Here is an 18,761-nt window from a genome sequence, read left to right as displayed (position 1 = left end):
TAATTTTAATTATTTTAAATTTAATTTGGTAACGTAATTATCTTTGTTCTCTTGTCTAGAACGTGCAATTGCTAGTGCATCAGCAGGTATGTTTTTTGTAATTGTAGAGCCAGCTGCTACATATGAGCCTTTTCCTACCGTTACAGGCGCAACTAAATTAGAGTTACACCCCACAAAAGCATTATCTTCAATCACTGTTTTAAACTTGTTTTTACCATCATAATTGACAGTAATCGTACCGCAACCTATATTGACTTCCTTACCTACTTCCGCATCTCCTAAGTACGATAAGTGAGATACTTTACTACCGTTATCAATTTTTGCTTTCTTCACTTCAACGAAGTTTCCGATTTTCACATGGTCACCCAAATCAGAATTTGGACGGATATGTGCAAATGGACCAACAGCTGTATCTTCACCGATGACGCTGTCACGTACTACAGATGAATGAATAGTTGTTCGATTTCCAATACGGCTATTTTGAATATGGCTATTTGGACCAATGATACAATCTTCTCCAATGCTTGAAGCACCTTCTATAATAACGCCCGGCTGGATGACTGTGTCATGACCAATTTGTGCATCAACGCTTATATATGTGTTGTTAGGGTTAATAATCGTAACCCCATTACGCATATGTTGTTCATTAATTCTAGCACGCATTATTTCTTCGGCTTGAGATAAAGCAAAGCGGTCGTTGACACCAAGTGTTTCAGCAAAGTTTTCAGTTACATATGCTGCAACTACTTCACCTTGTTTTTGTAAAATTTCAATGACATCAGGTAAATAGTATTCACCTTGGGCATTATCATTTTTCACAAGTTTCAACGCAGCAAATAACGCTTTATTATCAAAGCAATAAGTGCCCGTGTTGATTTCTTTTACTTGTCGTTGTTCTGGTGTAGCATCTTTTTGTTCAACAATTTGAGAAACCTGTTGATCTGTAGAGCGAAGAATTCGACCATAGCCAGTAGGGTCTTCAGCGATAGCAGTTAAAATTGTTGCCTTTGCATGATTAGATTCATGATGCTCGAACAACGCCTTCATTGTTTCGGGGCGGATTAAAGGTGTATCCCCACAAATAACAATCGTTGTGCCTTCTAGTTCTCCAAGGATCGGTTCTACCTGTTGAACAGCATGTGCAGTACCAAGCTGATCCGCTTGTAATACATACTCACTTTTTTCACCAAGTTGTTCCTTTACCTTTTCAGCACCATAACCTACGATTGTTACTATACGTTCTACATCTAATGATTGAATATGATCAACTACATGTTCAACCATTGGTTTTCCACAAACTGGATGAAGAACTTTATATAATTTGGACTTCATACGCGTACCTTGGCCAGCAGCCAGTATAACGGCATAAACATTCGTCATTTCGCAAGTCCTCCATTTTAGCTGATTTTCTCTTTTGACTATAAAGCAAATTTAGTTTATTTTCAAGGCTTCCCCACTTGACAAAACTATGACAAACAATTTATTATTAAAATCTTTTGTTTTTTTATAAAAAAATTCCAGTAACTATACTTATAAATGAAAACTACTTTAAAGTGTTCACCACCCAATAAACGACAATTACCCTATAATATTTAAAATCATAAAAAACTACTTCCAAATAACCTTCATTTGCTCTCTAAGTTGATTTGAGTGGGTTGTTTAAATTTTAATTAAATTTATTTTTAAGCATATATATGAAGTAGATTAAAAGGAATCTCATTCTTTTGTATAGTAGATTTCAGATGGAAGATTATTATTCCTCTGTTCACAAACCTAGCAAACTTAAAATCTGATATATAAAAAAGAGCCCATTCGCATTGAATAGGCTCTAAATTTACGGATTATTGAATTTCTTGATGCTCTTCATAAACCGTCGCATCTTCATCACTCGACTCTTCGAAAGCTTTCAATACAGCTTCTTGAATTTTTGTACGAGTTCCAGAATTAATCGGATGTGCAATGTCACGAAACTCTCCATCTGGTGTGCGTTTACTAGGCATTGCTACGAATAGCCCTGCATTACCATCAATGACGCGAATATCATGCACTACAAATTCGTTGTCAAGTGTAATGGAAGCAATGGCACGCATACGTCCATCAGTTTGTACACGTCGTAATCTTACATCTGTAACTTCCATTCTCTCACCACCTCTCATCTAAGATGCCAAAATGACTCTATCTACTTTAATTCTATGTAAATTTATATATTCCTTCTTTTTCCTTATTTTTATTTTTTAAAAATTTCGAATGTTTACAACCCTATTATTAAACTTAAAATCACCTTAAACCATTTATTCAATATAACTTCCAACAAAATAATGATTCTATAAAAAAAGACTATCAAATAAGCTCAACAGCTTATTGATAGTCTTTTCATATTTATTTAGTCGTTTCTGACACCTAATTGGTACTTAGTCGATTACTGCAATGACTTCAATTTCTACTTTTGCATCTTTAGGCAGACGTGCTACTTCTACAGTTGTACGAGCAGGTTTATGCTCCCCAAAGTGCTGAGCATATACTGCATTCATTGCTGTAAAATCATTCATATCTGCAATAAATACTGTTGTTTTAACTACTTTTTCTAAAGAAGTGCCTGCTTCTTTAAGAACTGCTTTTAGATTCTCAAAAACTTGGTTTGTTTGTTCAGTAATGTCACCATCTACAAACTCTCCAGCTGGTGTTAAAGGAATTTGACCTGAGCTATAAAAAACATTATTTAAAATCATACCTTGTACGTATGGGCCAATTGCTGCTGGCGCATTTTTTGTTGCTACTACTTCCATCTTTCATTTCCACCTTTCTAAAAATAGTTCCCTTCACTTAAAGCAATTGTACGATCCTTTTCATTCACTTCTTTTAATTTTACAAGTGAATAATAATCATCTACTAAGCGCTCGTCTAGATGTTCTGCCTCTACTAACACAGCAATGCCAGCTAGTGTACAGTCGAATTCTTCTAGCAAGTTTTTCATGCCATTCATTGTACCGCCAACTTTCATAAAGTCGTCGGTAATAAGTACACGTTGGCCACTTTGCATGCTACGCTTTGATAGTACCATCGTTTGAATACGACGCGATGAGCCAGATACATAGTTAATACTCACAGTGGAGCCCTCTGTCACTTTGTTATCACGACGAACTACAACTACAGGTACATTTAAATGTCTCGCAATAGCGTGGGCAATTGAAATACCTTTTGTTGCTACTGTCATAATAACATCTATTTCTTTATCGCAAAATGCCGAAGCAAATACTTTTCCAACACGATTCATTAACTCGGGATTACCAAGTAAATCTGTCATAAATAAGTATCCACCTGGCAGTAATCGATCTGAATGACTTAACTCTTTTAAGAGCTCTTGCATCACTTCTTTAACAGCCTCTTCTGGCATTTTAGGAATATACTTTACTCCCCCAGCAGCTCCTGGAACAGTCACAAGTAGGCCAATCCCTCTTTCCTCAAATGTATCTTTAACAATCGATAAATCTTCACTAATAGAAGATTTAGCCGATTGATACAATTCTGCGAAAAATGTAAGAGGGATTAATTGCTGTGGATGCTCCAATAAATAATGCGTCATGTCAACAAGACGTTCGCTACGCTTCCATTTCATGAAATCCTCTCCTAAATACGAATGATTTATACAAAAAATACCACAATTATACGTATTTAAGCAAGAGAATCGCGATCTCCAAGCATACGAATTGCATAAACTTCATCACAGAAACCTCTTAACCCATTATAAATACGACTTACACGTGCCTCATTCTGTACGAGACCAAACACTGTTGGACCGCTACCACTCATTAATACAGCATCGGCTCCAAAACGTTTCATTTGTTCTTTAATCACTGCTACTTCTGGATGTAATTTTAATGTAACCGTTTCTAATACATTCCCGACTGTATCACAAAGCAATTCATAATCATCCGCTTCAATAGCTTGAATCATTTGTTGTGTATTCGGATGGACAACCTCTTCCACGTTTAAACCACCATAAACAGCCGCTGTTGAGACGCCAATCGTTGGCTTAGCTAATACTACCCAGCAACTTGGAGGCGCTGAAATCGCCTTTATATGCTCTCCTCGGCCTGTTGCGAGCGCAGTACCACCATAAACACAAAAAGATACATCAGAACCAATTTTAGCTCCTAACTCTGCGATTTCATCCATAGTTAAGTTTAAGTTCCATAATGTATTTAAGCCTTTCAAAGTTGCGGCAGCATCACTACTACCTCCAGCTAGTCCAGCCGCTACTGGAATATATTTTTCAATAGTAATAGATACACCTTTGTCTATGTTGTATGTATCTTTTAATAATTTAGCTGCTTGATAAGCTAGGTTTCTTTGATCATCAGGTACAAAACGATCTGTCGAATGAATTTTAATAAGCCCATCTTTTCTAGTTCTAAGGCCAACTCTATCAGCGAGATCAACCGTTGTCATAATCATCTCTACTTCATGATAGCCATCAGGACGTTTGTAAAGTACATCTAGTGTTAAATTAATCTTGGCAGGTGCTTTTACGTAAAGCATAACGCTGCCCCCTTCCTAGCAGGTTTTTATATAAAAAAGTGATTCTTTTATTCGTGCTTTTTTCACTGATTATATTCTACCACAGGAAGACCTTTGTAAATAAACTTCTAACCTTACCAATTGAGAGATTTTTATCCCAGCTGATCTTTGTGTTAAAAATGAAAAGCTACCTCACAGTTGAAAGCTTAAACTGTGAGGCAGCCAGTTGTCAGTTCATCAATTTTGGACAATCATCAATCTACTTTGATTTTGCTTCTTCAGCTAATTGCTGTTGCGCCATTTCGATTGCTCTCTTGACCATGTTACCGGCATCTCGTGATTTGATTCCGCCCCATCCTTCTCGCTCTACTACATCGTAAAATCCAAGGTCTTTTGCGATTTCTTCTTTCAAACGATCCGACATGATACGTTTTCTTGCCATCCGAAATTCCTCCTTAGATAACTGACAGTTATAGTATGTTCAAAAAAAAACAAAAACACTCATAAAATATTCTTACACAAAGAATACGTTACAAGTGTCCGAAAAAAAATATTCGATTATAAATGCACTTACTTAGCGATGACCAATTCTTTGATGTCATCGTCAAATGTAATCTCTACTGCTTCTGTTAATATATCTGTGTAGCTGTAAGAAACTCGCTCAAAAGCGTTTTCATCTTGATCAAGATCAACTACAAATACTGCGCGATATGTTTCACGTAGTATTCCAGCGCGCTCAACCGTTTTCTTGCGACCACCGTTTGCTTTTAATTGCAAACGTCTACCCAAATGACAATCTAACGACTTCTTAATGTCGGCTAAAGTTTTTGGCATTTTCGCTTACACCTCACTATAAACCATTATACATGAGGGAATCTAATTCGTCAAGTCAAATAAATTATTTTATCAATCCACAATAGTGATGTCAATTGTTTTTTACTCAAAAATCTATATTTTTTTTACGAGTGTTCAGAGATTGTAACAGAAACGTTTATTGACGGAAGATAGGATAAAGTGCATCAGCCAACTGTCCAAACTCAATAATAGATAGAGTTTCACCGCGACGAGTCGGGTCAATATTACAATCAGCCAGTGCTTTTAGAATTTGTTCTTTCTTTTCTTTACCGTTCGGCAACTGTGATTGTAAGTTATTTAGAATCGTTTTACGACGTTGCGCAAATGAACTTCTCGATACTTCAAATAAGAATTCTTCATCTATTACTTCTACTGGTGGCTCTGCATGACGCGTTAAGCGAATCACTGCTGAATCTACGTTCGGCTGTGGCATGAAAACAGTTTTTGGTACAGTCATCACTACTTCAGCTTTCATGTAGTATTGGATAGCAATCGATAATGACCCATACGCTTTTGTACCAGGCTGTGCTGAAATACGATCTGCTACTTCTTTTTGCATCATCACAACCATACCGCGTATAGGTAATTTCTCCATTAATAATTTTAGTAAAATAGGAGTTGTCACGTAGTAGGGTAAATTCGCCACTACCATAATGTCTTTGTACTTCGCAAATTCCGAGCTTAACTCCTCAGCTACATTTGCTTTTAAAATATCCGAATGTACTACTTTCACATTATCATATGGGCTTAATGTGTCTTCTAGAACTGGTAATAACCGTTGATCAATCTCGAACGATACAACCTGCCCTGCTGAGCGAGCTAAATGCTCAGTTAAGGCGCCTATACCAGGACCAACCTCAATAGCTACACTATCTTCTGTTAAATCAGCATAACTTACTATGTTACGAAGAATATTAGGATCAATTAAAAAATTTTGCCCTAAACTTTTTTTGAATGAAAAGCCATATTTCTTTAAAATCTCTTGCGTGCGTAAAGGTGTTGCAATATCTTTATGCATTTTGTTCCTCCCGATTTATCTGTGCAATTGCTTCTCCGAATTGCTCTAAAGTTATTTGAAACATCTGTAATCGCTTGTGCAATTGTTTACCGTTTGTTGAACCTATATTTAATAATTCACCTATTCGTTCTCTACGTACTTTTGCATTAGGATGTGATAATAGCTGCGCCATGATTAAATCATCTAATGTGATTATTTGTACATCCTCTTTTGCCCCTCTTGGTGTATAAACATTTGAAAGGGCATAACGAATATCTCCGTCTTTTGCATGTTCTATACCTAGACTTTTACCGTTTTTAGCAATCGTTTTCTTTTTCGGTAAAAATGCATGTTTTACATCCGGCACTCTTTGTTCAATAATCGCACGAATACGTCTCCCTGGATAATCTGGATCCGTAAAGACGATGACACCTCGTTTTTCTTGGGCATGTTGAATTCGATGTAGAACTTCCTCTGAAATAGCGGAGCCGTTCGTTTCGATTGTATCTGCATGAACAGCTCGTTTAATTGCTGTCGTATCGTCTTTTCCTTCGACCACAATAAATTCTTTTATTTCCACGGATATCTTATCCTCTTTTCTAAAACGTCCTTTGACTATTTTACTGCTTTATTACTTATATTGTACAGTAGCTTGAGCAAGATGACTCCTTTTCACTCAGCAAGACTGTTCCCCATAAAAAAAGCTCCCCTTACAATTGCAAGGAAAGCTTTTCATTTCTATATGTTAAACAACATGTATTAGTTTAATACTTTTATTTTAACTCTTTTACGACCCCAATTATAAACAGCTTGCTTATTTGAAATAAAGACATCGATTTTGCTACCTTTAATCGCGCCACCAGTATCCCCAGCTACTGCATAGCCATAATCTTCGACCCAAACTTTAGAACCTAATTTAATAACTTTTGGGTCAACCGCGATTAATTTTATATTCGGATTTTTTCGTAAGTCGATACCTGTAGCCGTTTTACCCGAACAACCATTACAGAAAGCTGTATAAGCTGTAGCTGTTACATACATAGTTTGACCCCTAGACGGCTCGCCTGAACGAGATGGCGTCTTCGGTTTTGAAACTTTTTTAGTGGATGTTAAATATTTTGACGAAACATAACCTGTTTTGCCTTTATATTTAACTTTATACCAAGAACCCTTTTTACCTTTGTACGTCACTTTTTTCCCTTTTGGAATCGTTAGAAGCACTTTGTATTTTGTACCTGCACTTTTCCGTAGATTTAAGCGACCTTTTGTTTTATAGGTTTTGGCTTTGCTAACTTTTGTAATCTTGTTATTACTAACGTCAGTTGTGGAGCCCTTAGAGCCTTCCACCACATCGGTGACTTTTTGTACTCGAACATCAAAAGCCGTTGTGTTAGGTGTTTTAGCTAGCGCCTTAGTTTTTTGTTGTGCGCGTCCTATCTCGCCTGACTCAACTATTGGTTGCTTTAAAAAGTCAGCGACCGTAGTCGAAGTGGTTCCTGCCATCTTGTTGTTACCACCATTTTGGATGGTTAAATTTAATGCCTGTTCATACGAATTTGTATTATTATTTTTAAAATTCGTATTCACTGAGGTTTGTATTTTATCATTGTCGGATGTTTTAATTCCGGCAATATTGTTTTGTGCTGTAACTTCTTGATAATCACCGTTTACCACGGTTGTGTTTGTACTTTCGAATAAATTCGAAGCTACGAAAGCAATTACTAGCGCGATAGACAATACCATCATCACTGTCTGCTTATTCCTCAATGATCTTGAGAACAGGTTTTTCATGGAATTTTTTGTCATGAAAAACGCCTCCTTATCACTCGTTGGATTATATAGACCTTCTTTTTAGCTGTCAACACCTAAGATTTTTCCCTAATTTTGACAACCTAGCAAGTTTTCCTATCCGAAGTAAGGGAGGCGACCCTGCATTTTATTTTGTAATTTTATAAAAACGGTGGGCATTGGCGGTTGTTACCGATGCTACTTCTTCTACCGATATTTCCTTTAGGCGCGCTATTTCTTCTGCTACTAACGGTACTAATGATGGCTCATTTCTTTTACCTCGATGTGGGTGAGGGGCCAAGTAAGGAGCATCTGTTTCAATCATCAAATATTCTAGTGGAATTTCTTTTGCAACTTCTTTTGGTTTTTTTGCATTTTTGAACGTAACTGGACCACCTAAGCTGATCATAAAATTCATGTTGATGCACTCTTTTGCAATTTCTACGCTACCGCTATAGCAGTGCATAACTCCGCCTGTAATTTCTGCATGCTCTTCTTTTAAAATGCGCACACAATCTTCTGTTGCATCACGATTATGAATAACAATTGGTAAATCTAATTTTTGTGCCAATCTAATTTGTTTACGTAATAATTCTTGTTGTATTTCTTTTGGTGATTTATCCCAATAATAATCAAGTCCTGTTTCACCGATTGCTACTACCTTAGGATGGGCCGCTAATTCCTCAATCCATTGTAAATCCTCTTCTGTGCAGTCAATTGCATCTACAGGATGCCAACCGATTACAGCATACAAAAATGGATATTCATCAATCAACTTCATCGCTTTTTCAATTGTTGGTCTGTCAAAACCTACGACAACCATCTCTTTTACATCAGCGTCTAATGCGCGTTGGATTACTTCTTGCAAATCCTCTTCATATTGGTCTGCATTTAAATGCACATGTGTATCGATAAACATCGTCATTCTCCTCACAATAGTTTTATTTTAGACAAAGAACAGATTTCAGAGTTGTCATTCACATTACAATTTGATTACAAAGCCCCCCTGAATTATTTCATTAACCATATAAAGGGATATTTGTGGGCATTAAAATTTTACCATGTTATTTTTATACTAATAACATATCCCGAAAATACAATTTCACAAAAAAATATCATATCCATAAATAGAACCAAGAGCCTACTAATCATACAGTAGGCTCTTGGTTTTTCTGCCAACTTGGGAAAAATCGTGATTTTCAAGGAATTTTAGGCTTCCTCCATTATCAACAAGATGATTCTTTAGTCGTTATTATATATTTATTTTACTTTTGCACCGTTTTCTAGTTTTTGATCAACAGTTGCTAAAGTTAAAATTCCATCTTTACTGCCTGCCAAAACCATACCTTGAGAAAGTTCCCCACGAAGCTTTACTGGTTTTAAATTAGCAACAACGATAACCTTGCGTCCAATTAATTCTTCTGGTTTGTAATACTCTGCAATCCCTGAAACAACTTGGCGTTGCTCATAACCTAGATCCAATTGTAGTTTTAATAACTTATCTGCTTTCGGTATTTTATCGCATGCAGTGACAGTTGCGACACGAAGATCAACTTTCATGAAATCTTCAATAGAGATTTCTGGTACATCTTCTTCTTTTTTAGCTACTGCTTCTTTTTTAGGTTCTTCAATTGGTTGAACTGAACCTCGCATTTGTTCGCGAATATAACCGACTTCTACCTCGTTATCTAAACGAGGGAAAATTGGGACACCTTTTTCAATGACTTTTTTACCAGCTGGAATTGCACCAAATTTATTTAGTGTATCCCAAGCCAATAATTCATCATCTAATCCAAGCTGTTCCATAATTTGTTTTGGCGCATTTGTCATAAATGGTTGAATCATAACTGCTATTTGTCGTAAACTTTCTGCTAAATTGGCCATTACAGTTGCTAATTGACCTTTTAACGCTTCGTCTTTAGCTAAAACCCATGGTGCTGTTTCATCAATATATTTGTTTGTACGTGAAACTAATGCCCATACATCAGAAAGAACTACACTAAATTGCATTCTTTCCATATTTTCTTCATATCTCGCTTTTGTGTCCACAGCTTGAGCGACAAGTGCTGCATCAAATTCTGTTGGTTCTAAACCTTCAGTTGGTATGTGTCCGTCGAAATATTTGTTCATCATAGAAATTGTACGGTTTAATAAGTTACCAAGGTCATTGGCAAGATCAAAGTTTGTACGTTCGACAAATGATTCTGGTGAGAATACCCCATCTGATCCAAATGGTAACTCACGTAATAGGAAGTAACGTGTTGCATCTAATCCATAACGCTCAACGAGCATTTCAGGATATACAACATTACCTTTAGATTTCGACATTTTGCCATCTTTCATCATTATAAAACCATGAGCAAATACTTTTTTAGGTAATGGTAAATCTAGGGCCATTAAGAAGATTGGCCAGTAAATTGTATGGAAACGTACTATATCTTTACCAACAACATGTACATCTGCCGGCCAGTACTTTTTGAATAATGTATCGTCATTAGATAAATAGCCTAACGTTGTAATATAGTTTGTTAAAGCATCAACCCATACATAAATAACATGTTTTGGATCTCCAGGAACTTTAATTCCCCAGTCAAAAGAAGTACGTGAAACAGATAGGTCTTCTAAACCAGGTTTGATAAAGTTATTGATCATTTCGTTTTTGCGAGATTCCGGTTCAATAAACTCTACATTATCTTCATAATATTTCAGAAGGCGATCAGCGTATTTCTTCATATTAAAGAAATACGATTCTTCTTTTACTTTATGAACAGGGCGACCGCAGTCAGGGCAGTTACCATTGTCCAATTGTGATTCAGTAAAGTATGATTCACACGGTGTACAATACCAACCTTCATATTCCCCTTTATAAATATCACCGTTGTCTAAGAATTTTTGGAAAATCTTTTCGACAGCGTCTGTATGACGTTTTTCTGTTGTCTGGATAAAATCATCATAAGAGATGTCCATCAACTTCCAAATAGCTTTTGCTGATTCAGCAATTTCATTCACATATTGCTGTGGTTCTTTACCAGCCTCAGCTGCTTTTTCTTGAATTTTTTGACCATGCTCGTCCATCCCAGTTTGCAAACGAACATCGTATCCTCTCAAACGTTTATAGCGTGCGATCGTATCAGAAGCTACAGTTGTATATGCAGTTCCGATATGAAATTTACCACTAGGGTAATAAATAGGTGTTGTTATATAGAATGTTTTCTTTTGATTGTCCACGAAAACTTCCTCCAGTGCTCTACAGTATACTTTCTATTCTAACCAAGTACGAAAAACCTTTCAATCAAAGATTATAAAACGATAATTTGGCGAAATTTGTCGAATATTAATTTTCGAATTCGAGATACTTAAATATAGCAAAAAACTCTTATAATTCAAGCTTTTTCGAGGGGGAAAGTCAAAATTATACGGAATTATTACTTAAAGAACGGAATTTATTTGAAAAAAAATATCATTTTTAAACAAAAATAATTGACGTTTATGTCATTAGTTGGTATGATAAACAACAGACACAGAATCTATGTCGAAATTTGACGAAAAATCATAATAATATAGGAGGAATTCTTGTCATGAAATCTACTGGTATCGTCCGCAAAGTTGATGAATTAGGTCGCGTGGTTATTCCTATCGAACTTCGCCGTACTCTAGGCATTGCTGAAAAAGACGCTCTTGAAATTTACGTTGATGATGATAAAATCATCTTAAAAAAATATTTACCTAATATGACTTGTGCAGTAACAGGCGAAGTGTCTGATGATAACTTCCGTCTTGCTGGTGGTAGCTTAATCTTAAGCCCTGAAGGCGCTGAAATTCTTGTAAAAGAAATCCAATCTAAATTAATTAAATAATTTAGGGGATTTGATTATATTCGAGCAACAAGTTGTACAATAACAAATAAATTATTACCTACCTTGTTTTTCAAATGTGATTTCATATATAGAAAACATCCGAAATATTCGCCATTTCGGATGTTTTTTATTTAATAGAACGTATTATTCTACATGATAAGCTTGATACACATCTCGCTTAGCAAGGCCTCTTACTTTTGCCACTTCTTTAATAGCATCTTTAGATGATAGTTGCTGTCCTTCTATTAACTTATTTATGTGGTCGACAACCGTGAGCTCGTCCCACCAAGCTACTTCCTCTTCTTCATCAGCATTTATATTACCTTCTAAAACAATACAAAATTCTCCCCGAATTTCATTTTCAACTGCCCACTCTAAAGCTTCATCAATCGTACCTCTTAAAAACTCCTCAAATTTCTTTGTCAATTCGCGTGCTAAAACGATCCGACGATTACCAAGAGTCGCCTGCATATCCTTTAGTGTATCTTTCAAACGGTGAGGTGCTTCATAAAATAGAATTGTTTCTTGTCGTTTACTTAATTTTTCTAAAGCATCTTTACGCTCTTTCTTTTGACGGCTCAAAAATCCGTAGAAGAAAAATGGTTGAGGGATTAGGCCTGATGCGATTAAAGCGGTGATAGCTGCGTTAGCACCTGGTATAGGTACTACTGCAAAATCTTCTTCAATTGCCTTTGCAGCAATATCTGCACCTGGATCTGATATACACGGTAAACCTGCGTCACTTACTAATGCAACTGTTTTGCCTTCACGTAAATAATTTAGAAGCTTTTCACCACCATATTCCTTATTATGATCATGGTAACTAACCAGTGGTGTAGCAATTTCAAAGTAATTACAAAGTTTCTTTGTATTACGTGTATCTTCTGCTGCAATGACATCAGCTTCGTTTAGAATACGAATAGCTCGCATAGTCATGTCTTCTAAATTACCAATAGGTGTAGCAACTAAGTATAGGCAACTCGCCTTTTCATGCATGGTGCTTTTTTGTGATTTCACAATTCTCCGCTCCTTATATGATCAATCTTCTGTTTTCGTGTTAATTGTTTGAATGCGTATTCAGCTCGCATTGCTTCTTGCTTTGTCTCGTATTCTTCAAAGTAAATACAACTTACAGGTAAACGCGCTCTTGTATATTTAGCACCTCTGCCTTGATTGTGGACACTGAGGCGATGTTCTAAATCATTTGTATAACCTGTATAGTAAGTTCCATCACCACATTCGAGAACATACATAAAATGCTTATTGTTCTTTTCCATATAGCATCTCTCTCACTTCAGCTGTATATTCACCATCTTCTCCATATACATAAAGAGGAGGCAAAATCTTTAAATCTGGCTTGCCATCTTTGATTCCTTCTATTAATAATGTATTTGCTTCTTTTCCAGCTTTCGGATAAACAAAACGGATACGTTTTGGCTCCAATCGATTCGCTCGCATTGCTGTTACAATATCAATTAAACGACCAGGACGGTGGACAAATGCGGCCTTTCCACCTTGTTTCAACAATTTACTTGCAGAAAAAATCATTTGGTCTAACGTTAAATAAATTTCGTGCCGTGCAATAGCGACATGCTCTTTCAAGTTTTTATCACTTGCCTCATGCGCAGGGAAATAAGGTGGATTACATGTCACAACATCATATCTTTCCGCGCCAAGTACAGATGCAATTGTCTTCACATCACCTTGCATAATCTCAATTTGTTCTTCTAATTTATTATAATGAACACTTCTCCGAGCCATATCAACAAGGCGTTCTTGCAGTTCTACTCCAGTAATATGCCCTTTTGTCCGAGCACTCAAAAATAATGGAATAGCTCCATTACCAGCGCATAAATCAACAAGCTTTCCTTTTTGATAAGGTACATTTACAAACTTTGCAAGTAACACTGCATCAAGAGAAAATGAAAACACCGACGGACTTTGAATAATGCGTAGATCCTCTGCTAAAAGATAATCGAGTCTCTCATCTTCTTTCAACCACTGTTCCATATTATTACCTCCAACATAGCAAAAGACTGACCTCCACTTTTTAAAAATGGAATCAGTCTTTGTTTAGCCGTTTTGTTTATTTAAAAATGATAGGCAGAATAAACAATCCTCACCCTTACGTGAACCACCAAAATGGACATGACATACATGGTATCCTTCATGATACAGGCGCGCTAGATTATCATAACCTTCACCTACATCAATGATTTCTACCTTTTTCGCTGAAACGTCTTTAATAACCTTTCCCTCTGGTTTAGAAGAGAGTACTTCCTCTAGACGTGTGCGAAGATGTAGATTCTCCATTTGGAGCGTTTGATGCTCTTCCATCATAAGTGCAACGAATTTCTTCAGTGCCTCAAATTGTTTTTGCATCGATTCTAGCTGTTGTTCGAACTCCATAACAGTATCTAAGAAATTACGGTCCTCCACTCAAGCCACCTCATTATTTCCACTATTGGACAGAACTTTTTTCGTGTTGTAAAATTTCTTCCAATGTATAATCCAAAATACGTTGTTGCTCAGAAAGCTCTACTTGTAGCACGCGTTCTAATATATTCATACCCACTACTTTTCCACTACCATCTGGCGTTGTAATTAAAGCACCAATATCAGGCATTTGCTCTCTAGCTTCTTCATACTCGTCGTTTTCATATTTCAAGCAACACATTAAACGACCACATAACCCTGAAATTTTGGAAGGGTTAAGCGATAAGTTTTGATCCTTCGCCATTTTTATAGAAACTGGCTCAAAATCACCCAAAAATGTAGAACAACATAACATTCTCCCACACGGACCTATTCCACCAAGCATCTTCGCTTCATCTCTCACACCTATTTGACGAAGTTCAATTCGCGTGCGGAAAATAGCAGCTAAGTCTTTTACTAACTCTCTGAAATCTACTCGACCTTCCGCTGTAAAATAAAAAATAATTTTATTTCGGTCAAATGTATATTCAACATCAACTAATTTCATTTCTAGTTCATGGTCTGTAATTTTTTCTGTTGCCAATTCAAAAGCACGTTTCGATTCAATAGCATTTTCATCAACCTGGAAACGGTCGCGATCATCAGCTGGTCGTACAACTTGCTTTAATGGTAGTACAACATCGCTTTCACCTACTTGTTTCATTGGAACGACGACTTTGCCGTACTCAATACCACGTGCAGTTTCGACAATTACATACTGACCCTTACTTAATAAAAATTCTCCAGGGTCAAAATAATATATTTTACCCGCTTTTTTAAAGCGAACACCAACTACGTTATACAAAGGATTTTCCCTCCTGCAGATTCAGCATAAGCTGCTCCATCATCAGCGTTCGGTTCATGTTGCGCTGTAATTGCTGACGAGCTTGTAATATCGCCTGCAACTGCGTCGATAAACGAGCATATGTCGTCTGCAATGCAACTTTCTTCCAATACGATAACCAATCTGGATACGTACACACTGCTTCGGGATTTGCTTTAATCGCAACAATGTCACGAAATGCAAACAGCAGTAAATCTAATGCCAACTCCATTTGCTCTTTCTCTTTAAATAGTGGCAGCCAATCCTCATGTACTGATAACATAGATTCATGTACATTAGTAAAGGTTGCTTCTACCAATTTTAACACTGTTTTTCGGGCATGCGCAAACTCATCATCTTTTGATAGAGAAAAAGCTTCCTCTAAATCGCTTGTCAACATGCTAACAGTAGCGGCCATTGAAGCCGTAATTCCTCCCGCTACAAGCTCTTTAATCATAGTCTCTCTCGATATTCCCTGAAATTTAATATGTTGGCAACGCGAGCGAATAGTCGACAGCATAGCATTTATATTATCTGTAATGAAAATTGCCGTAACAATACCTTCAGGCTCTTCAAGAAACTTCAATAATTTGTTAGCAGATTGTGGATTCAAACGGTCAGCCTCATGAACGACATATACTTTTCGTCCTGCTTCTAAGCCTGTCTTATTCATCTCATGTAACAGAGCCTCAATGGCTACTACTTTAATAAATTGACCATCAGGGTATATTTGGTGGAAATTTGGGTGATTTCCTGATTTTATGCGCTGACAATTTCGACATGTTTCACATGGAACATTTTTCCGAGGTTCCTCACAAAACATTAATTGCACGAAGAAATGCATTATAGCTTCAGTTCCAGAACCTTTTCCACCTTCAAATATGTAAGCATGACCCAGTCTCTTTTTATCAAAAATTGTTTGGAGCTGCTTCATTACTACAGGTTGTAATTTTAGTAACTCTTCAGCTGTCTGCACCATCATTCATCACCTTTTCATTGTTTGAAAAAATCCCGTGCTCCGGAGTTCCGAAAGACACGGGGTTTATTTACGTATATAAGTTGATTAACAACCCTTTAATCTCGCCTATTTTACTTAATAATTCAACGGAGTCTTTCTCCTGGTCTAAAATGTCTTCTGTCAATTCGATAAGCTTTTCATCAATTGTTGATACAACCTTCAATCGTCGACCTTCACCAAAACGATTCCAGGTATGTGATTGTTTAAGCTCCATACCATGATCAACAGCTTCTTTTAAGAAGCGTTTTACAAGCATTTTAAATTTAGCTAAGTCACGTAAATTACGAGATTTGGCAATACGATCGCCAGCTGTTGATATATCACCTAATAGTCTTGTTAGTTGCTCTGTTTGCAATCGCTGCCCTTGCTTCACTACTACATCACCAAAACGTGTTACGGGTTGATGATTTGGTAGTGGCTGACGCGATTGATCTAAGCCTGTTCGTAAGTCTTGATTAATTTTCAATTACCTGTCGCCTCCATTACTAGAAATGGTGGAACTGTTCAATCGGTAATACGAAAACGGTAGCTCCCCCAACCTCAACTTCTACAGGATATGGAATATAAGAATCTGCATTGCCACCCATTGGTGATATTGGTGCAACCATTTGTTCACGAGCACGACAATTATCACGAATGACATCTAAAGCTTTTGAAACTAATGAATCTTCAGTACCTATAAGGAATGTTGTATTCCCCGAGCGCAGGAATCCCCCAGTACTTGCCAATTTTGTTGCACGAAACTCATTTTTCGTTAAAGCGTTTGAAAGACGGTTACTATCCTGATCTTGTACAACTGCTACAACTAATTTCATCGGCACTCACTCCTTAGTTAAATAGGTTCTTTTAATAATTATAACACAAACAAGCTAATTTCTTCATTTTCTTTATAGCTCATTTTTCAAAATTTCCCAAACATTCTCTACGACTTCATCTAAATTTTTACTTGCATCTACTATTCGAAACCGCTCTGGACTTTGATTTGCTAATAATTTATACGCTTCACACACTTTTGTATGGAATGTTAAGCTCTCTACATCTAAACGATTTACTTCACGTTCACTATGCGAATTAATTCGTGCAAGACCAACCTCTGGCTCTAAATCAAATAATATCGTCAAATCCGGCATTCTATCGCCAATAGCAAACTCATTGATAGAACGCACCCCTTCCATTCCAAGTCCTCTAGCATGTCCCTGGTAAGCTAATGATGAATCGATAAAGCGATCACATAATACTGGGATACCTAAAGCTAAAGCTGGTTCTACCTTCTCGGCAAAATGCTGGCTGCGAGCAGCTGCATATAATAGAGCCTCAGTCCGCGCGTCCATTGCTGTATGGGCGGGATTTAAAATGATATCGCGAATCTTTTCAGCTATTTCGTTGCCCCCTGGTTCACGTGTAGCAACGAACTTCTTTCCCTCCCTTTGTAGCCTTTCAACAACCATTTTCAAAACCGTAGTTTTTCCGGCTCCCTCTGGTCCTTCAATTGTTATAAATAAATTTTTCTTCATTATTATATGTTCCTCCGATAACGGATTAGTTTCGATTAATTTCTATTTACTCTATTATACAATATCTATTCTAAAAACCTGCCACTCATGCGTTATTTCACAGAACAAAAAATTCATTACACATAAGATAGATTTTATTTACCCTATTTCTAATTATTTTGACCTACTACCTTTTACAATAATTTATATACCACATTTTAGATAGATTTCTGCTCATTTTCTATTAATCCATAATACCGTGGGTGATTTATTAATTTGAATATATAGTATCTTGCTGTATATTGTGGTAATCCCCACCTTAAATAACGCCATACCCTATCATACCTTTTGCTGATTCGCTTGCAAATATAATACCAAGTCTATTATCTCTATCTAGTAAAATCATTTCTGGTGTTGTTATAACATGTGTTGAATTAATTTAAGAATGTTTTAGACCTACTACATACTGTTCAGGTTAAGGCAGGCTTGTTCCGATGGAAAAGAACAAGTTGTTCTATGGCAAATAATAGGATTAATTTGAATGCAGTAGCATCAACGTTTATTGAAACAGATCTAACGGCTAGGATGTTTGCAAACTAACCTTTTAGGGAGTATGTAGAAAATTGCTTTTTATTAGAAGGTTTACCACAACTAAAGGATATTTCTAGGATGGTTTTATTTATTGTTTCAGACTTAGCCAAAACTAGAAATATGGAAGTTAAGCAAGTATTAGAAGAAGTTTTGTATCTTCTAGAACCCTAAGGCTACTTTATAAAGTAATTACATTTTTTTAATAAACCAATAAAAAAAGCACAACTGATTAAATCAGCTGTGCTTTAGTGTGCCTAGCAACGTCCTACTCTCACAGGGGGAAACCCCCAACTACCATCGGCGCTAAAGAGCTTAACTTCCGTGTTCGGCATGGGAACGGGTGTGA

At 36.6% G+C, this 18,761-nt stretch carries 22 protein-coding genes and 1 rRNA gene; 1 reads left to right on the top strand and 22 read right to left on the bottom strand.

Annotated features, from left to right (window positions below):
• Positions 1-9: 9 nt before the first annotated feature.
• From glmU to metG, 12 genes are all read right to left on the bottom strand, one after another.
• The gene (gene glmU / locus ACQKMD_RS14940; protein ID WP_427752942.1) at positions 10-1,380 is read right to left on the bottom strand and encodes a bifunctional UDP-N-acetylglucosamine diphosphorylase/glucosamine-1-phosphate N-acetyltransferase GlmU; all 1,371 of its coding nucleotides are present in this window, start codon (positions 1,378-1,380) and stop codon (positions 10-12) included.
• A 461-nt stretch (positions 1,381-1,841) separates the two neighbouring features.
• Positions 1,842-2,138, bottom strand: coding sequence for a septation regulator SpoVG (gene spoVG, locus ACQKMD_RS14935; RefSeq protein WP_427752941.1), 297 nt, complete (start codon positions 2,136-2,138; stop codon positions 1,842-1,844).
• A gap of 273 nt (positions 2,139-2,411) precedes the next feature.
• Positions 2,412-2,786, bottom strand: coding sequence for a RidA family protein (locus ACQKMD_RS14930; protein WP_427752940.1), 375 nt, complete (start codon positions 2,784-2,786; stop codon positions 2,412-2,414).
• 17 nt (positions 2,787-2,803) lie between these two features.
• Positions 2,804-3,616, bottom strand: a complete 813-nt coding sequence (gene purR / locus ACQKMD_RS14925; RefSeq protein ID WP_038179243.1) for a pur operon repressor — start codon at positions 3,614-3,616, stop codon at positions 2,804-2,806.
• Positions 3,617-3,672: 56 nt separating this feature from the next.
• On the bottom strand, positions 3,673-4,539 hold the full coding sequence (ispE, locus tag ACQKMD_RS14920) for a 4-(cytidine 5'-diphospho)-2-C-methyl-D-erythritol kinase (protein WP_427752939.1): 867 nt from the start codon (positions 4,537-4,539) through the stop codon (positions 3,673-3,675).
• A gap of 238 nt (positions 4,540-4,777) precedes the next feature.
• Positions 4,778-4,960, bottom strand: coding sequence for a small, acid-soluble spore protein, alpha/beta type (locus ACQKMD_RS14915; RefSeq protein WP_076035404.1), 183 nt, complete (start codon positions 4,958-4,960; stop codon positions 4,778-4,780).
• Between the two features lie 128 nt (positions 4,961-5,088).
• Positions 5,089-5,352: a biofilm formation stimulator Veg gene (veg, locus tag ACQKMD_RS14910; RefSeq protein ID WP_038179237.1), complete on the bottom strand. Its 264-nt coding sequence runs from the start codon at positions 5,350-5,352 to the stop codon at positions 5,089-5,091.
• 157 nt (positions 5,353-5,509) lie between these two features.
• Complete coding sequence (rsmA, locus tag ACQKMD_RS14905; RefSeq protein ID WP_427752938.1) at positions 5,510-6,391, bottom strand: 16S rRNA (adenine(1518)-N(6)/adenine(1519)-N(6))-dimethyltransferase RsmA; 882 nt, start codon at positions 6,389-6,391, stop codon at positions 5,510-5,512.
• Positions 6,384-6,950, bottom strand: coding sequence for a ribonuclease M5 (gene rnmV, locus ACQKMD_RS14900; protein ID WP_427752937.1), 567 nt, complete (start codon positions 6,948-6,950; stop codon positions 6,384-6,386). The genes rsmA and rnmV overlap by 8 nt, the downstream gene beginning before the upstream one ends.
• A gap of 179 nt (positions 6,951-7,129) precedes the next feature.
• On the bottom strand, positions 7,130-8,176 hold the full coding sequence (locus ACQKMD_RS14895) for a 3D domain-containing protein (RefSeq protein WP_427752936.1): 1,047 nt from the start codon (positions 8,174-8,176) through the stop codon (positions 7,130-7,132).
• A gap of 130 nt (positions 8,177-8,306) precedes the next feature.
• Positions 8,307-9,077, bottom strand: coding sequence for a TatD family hydrolase (locus tag ACQKMD_RS14890; RefSeq protein WP_427752935.1), 771 nt, complete (start codon positions 9,075-9,077; stop codon positions 8,307-8,309).
• A gap of 341 nt (positions 9,078-9,418) precedes the next feature.
• Complete coding sequence (metG, locus tag ACQKMD_RS14885) at positions 9,419-11,386, bottom strand: methionine--tRNA ligase (RefSeq protein ID WP_427752934.1); 1,968 nt, start codon at positions 11,384-11,386, stop codon at positions 9,419-9,421.
• 350 nt (positions 11,387-11,736) lie between these two features.
• On the opposite strand from metG, the gene ACQKMD_RS14880 reads away from it, so the two are divergent.
• Entirely contained in the window at positions 11,737-12,015 is a 279-nt protein-coding gene (locus ACQKMD_RS14880; RefSeq protein ID WP_427752933.1) for an AbrB/MazE/SpoVT family DNA-binding domain-containing protein, read from the top strand.
• A gap of 144 nt (positions 12,016-12,159) precedes the next feature.
• On the opposite strand, the gene rsmI is transcribed toward ACQKMD_RS14880, so the two are convergent.
• The 10 genes from rsmI to rrf all read right to left on the bottom strand — a co-directional run.
• Positions 12,160-13,032: a 16S rRNA (cytidine(1402)-2'-O)-methyltransferase gene (gene rsmI / locus ACQKMD_RS14875; RefSeq protein WP_427752932.1), complete on the bottom strand. Its 873-nt coding sequence runs from the start codon at positions 13,030-13,032 to the stop codon at positions 12,160-12,162.
• Positions 13,029-13,292 (bottom strand): GIY-YIG nuclease family protein, encoded by a 264-nt coding sequence (locus ACQKMD_RS14870; RefSeq protein ID WP_427752931.1) that lies wholly within the window; start codon positions 13,290-13,292, stop codon positions 13,029-13,031. The genes rsmI and ACQKMD_RS14870 overlap by 4 nt, the downstream gene beginning before the upstream one ends.
• Entirely contained in the window at positions 13,276-14,025 is a 750-nt protein-coding gene (locus ACQKMD_RS14865; protein ID WP_427752930.1) for a tRNA1(Val) (adenine(37)-N6)-methyltransferase, read from the bottom strand. Before ACQKMD_RS14865 ends, ACQKMD_RS14870 begins: the two co-directional genes overlap by 17 nt.
• A 63-nt stretch (positions 14,026-14,088) precedes the next feature.
• Positions 14,089-14,454: a DNA replication initiation control protein YabA gene (gene yabA, locus ACQKMD_RS14860; protein ID WP_427752929.1), complete on the bottom strand. Its 366-nt coding sequence runs from the start codon at positions 14,452-14,454 to the stop codon at positions 14,089-14,091.
• A gap of 22 nt (positions 14,455-14,476) precedes the next feature.
• Complete coding sequence (locus tag ACQKMD_RS14855) at positions 14,477-15,295, bottom strand: PSP1 domain-containing protein (protein WP_427752928.1); 819 nt, start codon at positions 15,293-15,295, stop codon at positions 14,477-14,479.
• Positions 15,288-16,292, bottom strand: coding sequence for a DNA polymerase III subunit delta' (holB, locus tag ACQKMD_RS14850; RefSeq protein ID WP_427752975.1), 1,005 nt, complete (start codon positions 16,290-16,292; stop codon positions 15,288-15,290). Before holB ends, ACQKMD_RS14855 begins: the two co-directional genes overlap by 8 nt.
• A 67-nt stretch (positions 16,293-16,359) precedes the next feature.
• The gene (locus ACQKMD_RS14845; RefSeq protein ID WP_427752927.1) at positions 16,360-16,797 is read right to left on the bottom strand and encodes a YaaR family protein; all 438 of its coding nucleotides are present in this window, start codon (positions 16,795-16,797) and stop codon (positions 16,360-16,362) included.
• A 19-nt stretch (positions 16,798-16,816) separates the two neighbouring features.
• Complete coding sequence (locus ACQKMD_RS14840) at positions 16,817-17,146, bottom strand: cyclic-di-AMP receptor (protein WP_427752926.1); 330 nt, start codon at positions 17,144-17,146, stop codon at positions 16,817-16,819.
• 72 nt (positions 17,147-17,218) lie between these two features.
• A complete protein-coding gene (tmk, locus tag ACQKMD_RS14835; RefSeq protein ID WP_427752925.1) occupies positions 17,219-17,845 on the bottom strand; it encodes a dTMP kinase in 627 nt (208 codons plus the stop codon).
• Between the two features lie 822 nt (positions 17,846-18,667).
• Positions 18,668-18,761 (bottom strand): 5S ribosomal RNA (rrf, locus tag ACQKMD_RS14830); the annotation flags it as partial.

The organism is Viridibacillus sp. NPDC096237 (assembly GCF_050278625.1).
In the GTDB taxonomy this organism is placed as follows: domain Bacteria; phylum Bacillota; class Bacilli; order Bacillales_A; family Planococcaceae; genus Viridibacillus.
The sequence above is the reverse complement of the archived record's forward strand: the minus strand, read 5'-3'. Positions and strand labels throughout refer to the sequence as shown.

Bases quoted from the DNA above. Each gene is read 5' to 3' on its own strand.
- glmU (WP_427752942.1), bottom strand. From the start codon at position 1,380: ATGACGAATGTTTATGCCGTTATACTGGCTGCTGGCCAAGGTACGCGT.
- spoVG (WP_427752941.1), bottom strand. From the start codon at position 2,138: ATGGAAGTTACAGATGTAAGATTACGACGTGTACAAACTGATGGACGT.
- ACQKMD_RS14930 (WP_427752940.1), bottom strand. From the start codon at position 2,786: ATGGAAGTAGTAGCAACAAAAAATGCGCCAGCAGCAATTGGCCCATAC.
- purR (WP_038179243.1), bottom strand. From the start codon at position 3,616: ATGAAATGGAAGCGTAGCGAACGTCTTGTTGACATGACGCATTATTTA.
- ispE (WP_427752939.1), bottom strand. From the start codon at position 4,539: ATGCTTTACGTAAAAGCACCTGCCAAGATTAATTTAACACTAGATGTA.
- ACQKMD_RS14915 (WP_076035404.1), bottom strand. From the start codon at position 4,960: ATGGCAAGAAAACGTATCATGTCGGATCGTTTGAAAGAAGAAATCGCA.
- veg (WP_038179237.1), bottom strand. From the start codon at position 5,352: ATGCCAAAAACTTTAGCCGACATTAAGAAGTCGTTAGATTGTCATTTG.
- rsmA (WP_427752938.1), bottom strand. From the start codon at position 6,391: ATGCATAAAGATATTGCAACACCTTTACGCACGCAAGAGATTTTAAAG.
- ACQKMD_RS14895 (WP_427752936.1), bottom strand. From the start codon at position 8,176: ATGACAAAAAATTCCATGAAAAACCTGTTCTCAAGATCATTGAGGAAT.
- ACQKMD_RS14890 (WP_427752935.1), bottom strand. From the start codon at position 9,077: ATGTTTATCGATACACATGTGCATTTAAATGCAGACCAATATGAAGAG.
- ACQKMD_RS14880 (WP_427752933.1), top strand. From the start codon at position 11,737: ATGAAATCTACTGGTATCGTCCGCAAAGTTGATGAATTAGGTCGCGTG.
- ACQKMD_RS14870 (WP_427752931.1), bottom strand. From the start codon at position 13,292: ATGGAAAAGAACAATAAGCATTTTATGTATGTTCTCGAATGTGGTGAT.
- ACQKMD_RS14865 (WP_427752930.1), bottom strand. From the start codon at position 14,025: ATGGAACAGTGGTTGAAAGAAGATGAGAGACTCGATTATCTTTTAGCA.
- holB (WP_427752975.1), bottom strand. From the start codon at position 16,292: ATGGTGCAGACAGCTGAAGAGTTACTAAAATTACAACCTGTAGTAATG.
- ACQKMD_RS14840 (WP_427752926.1), bottom strand. From the start codon at position 17,146: ATGAAATTAGTTGTAGCAGTTGTACAAGATCAGGATAGTAACCGTCTT.
- tmk (WP_427752925.1), bottom strand. From the start codon at position 17,845: ATGAAGAAAAATTTATTTATAACAATTGAAGGACCAGAGGGAGCCGGA.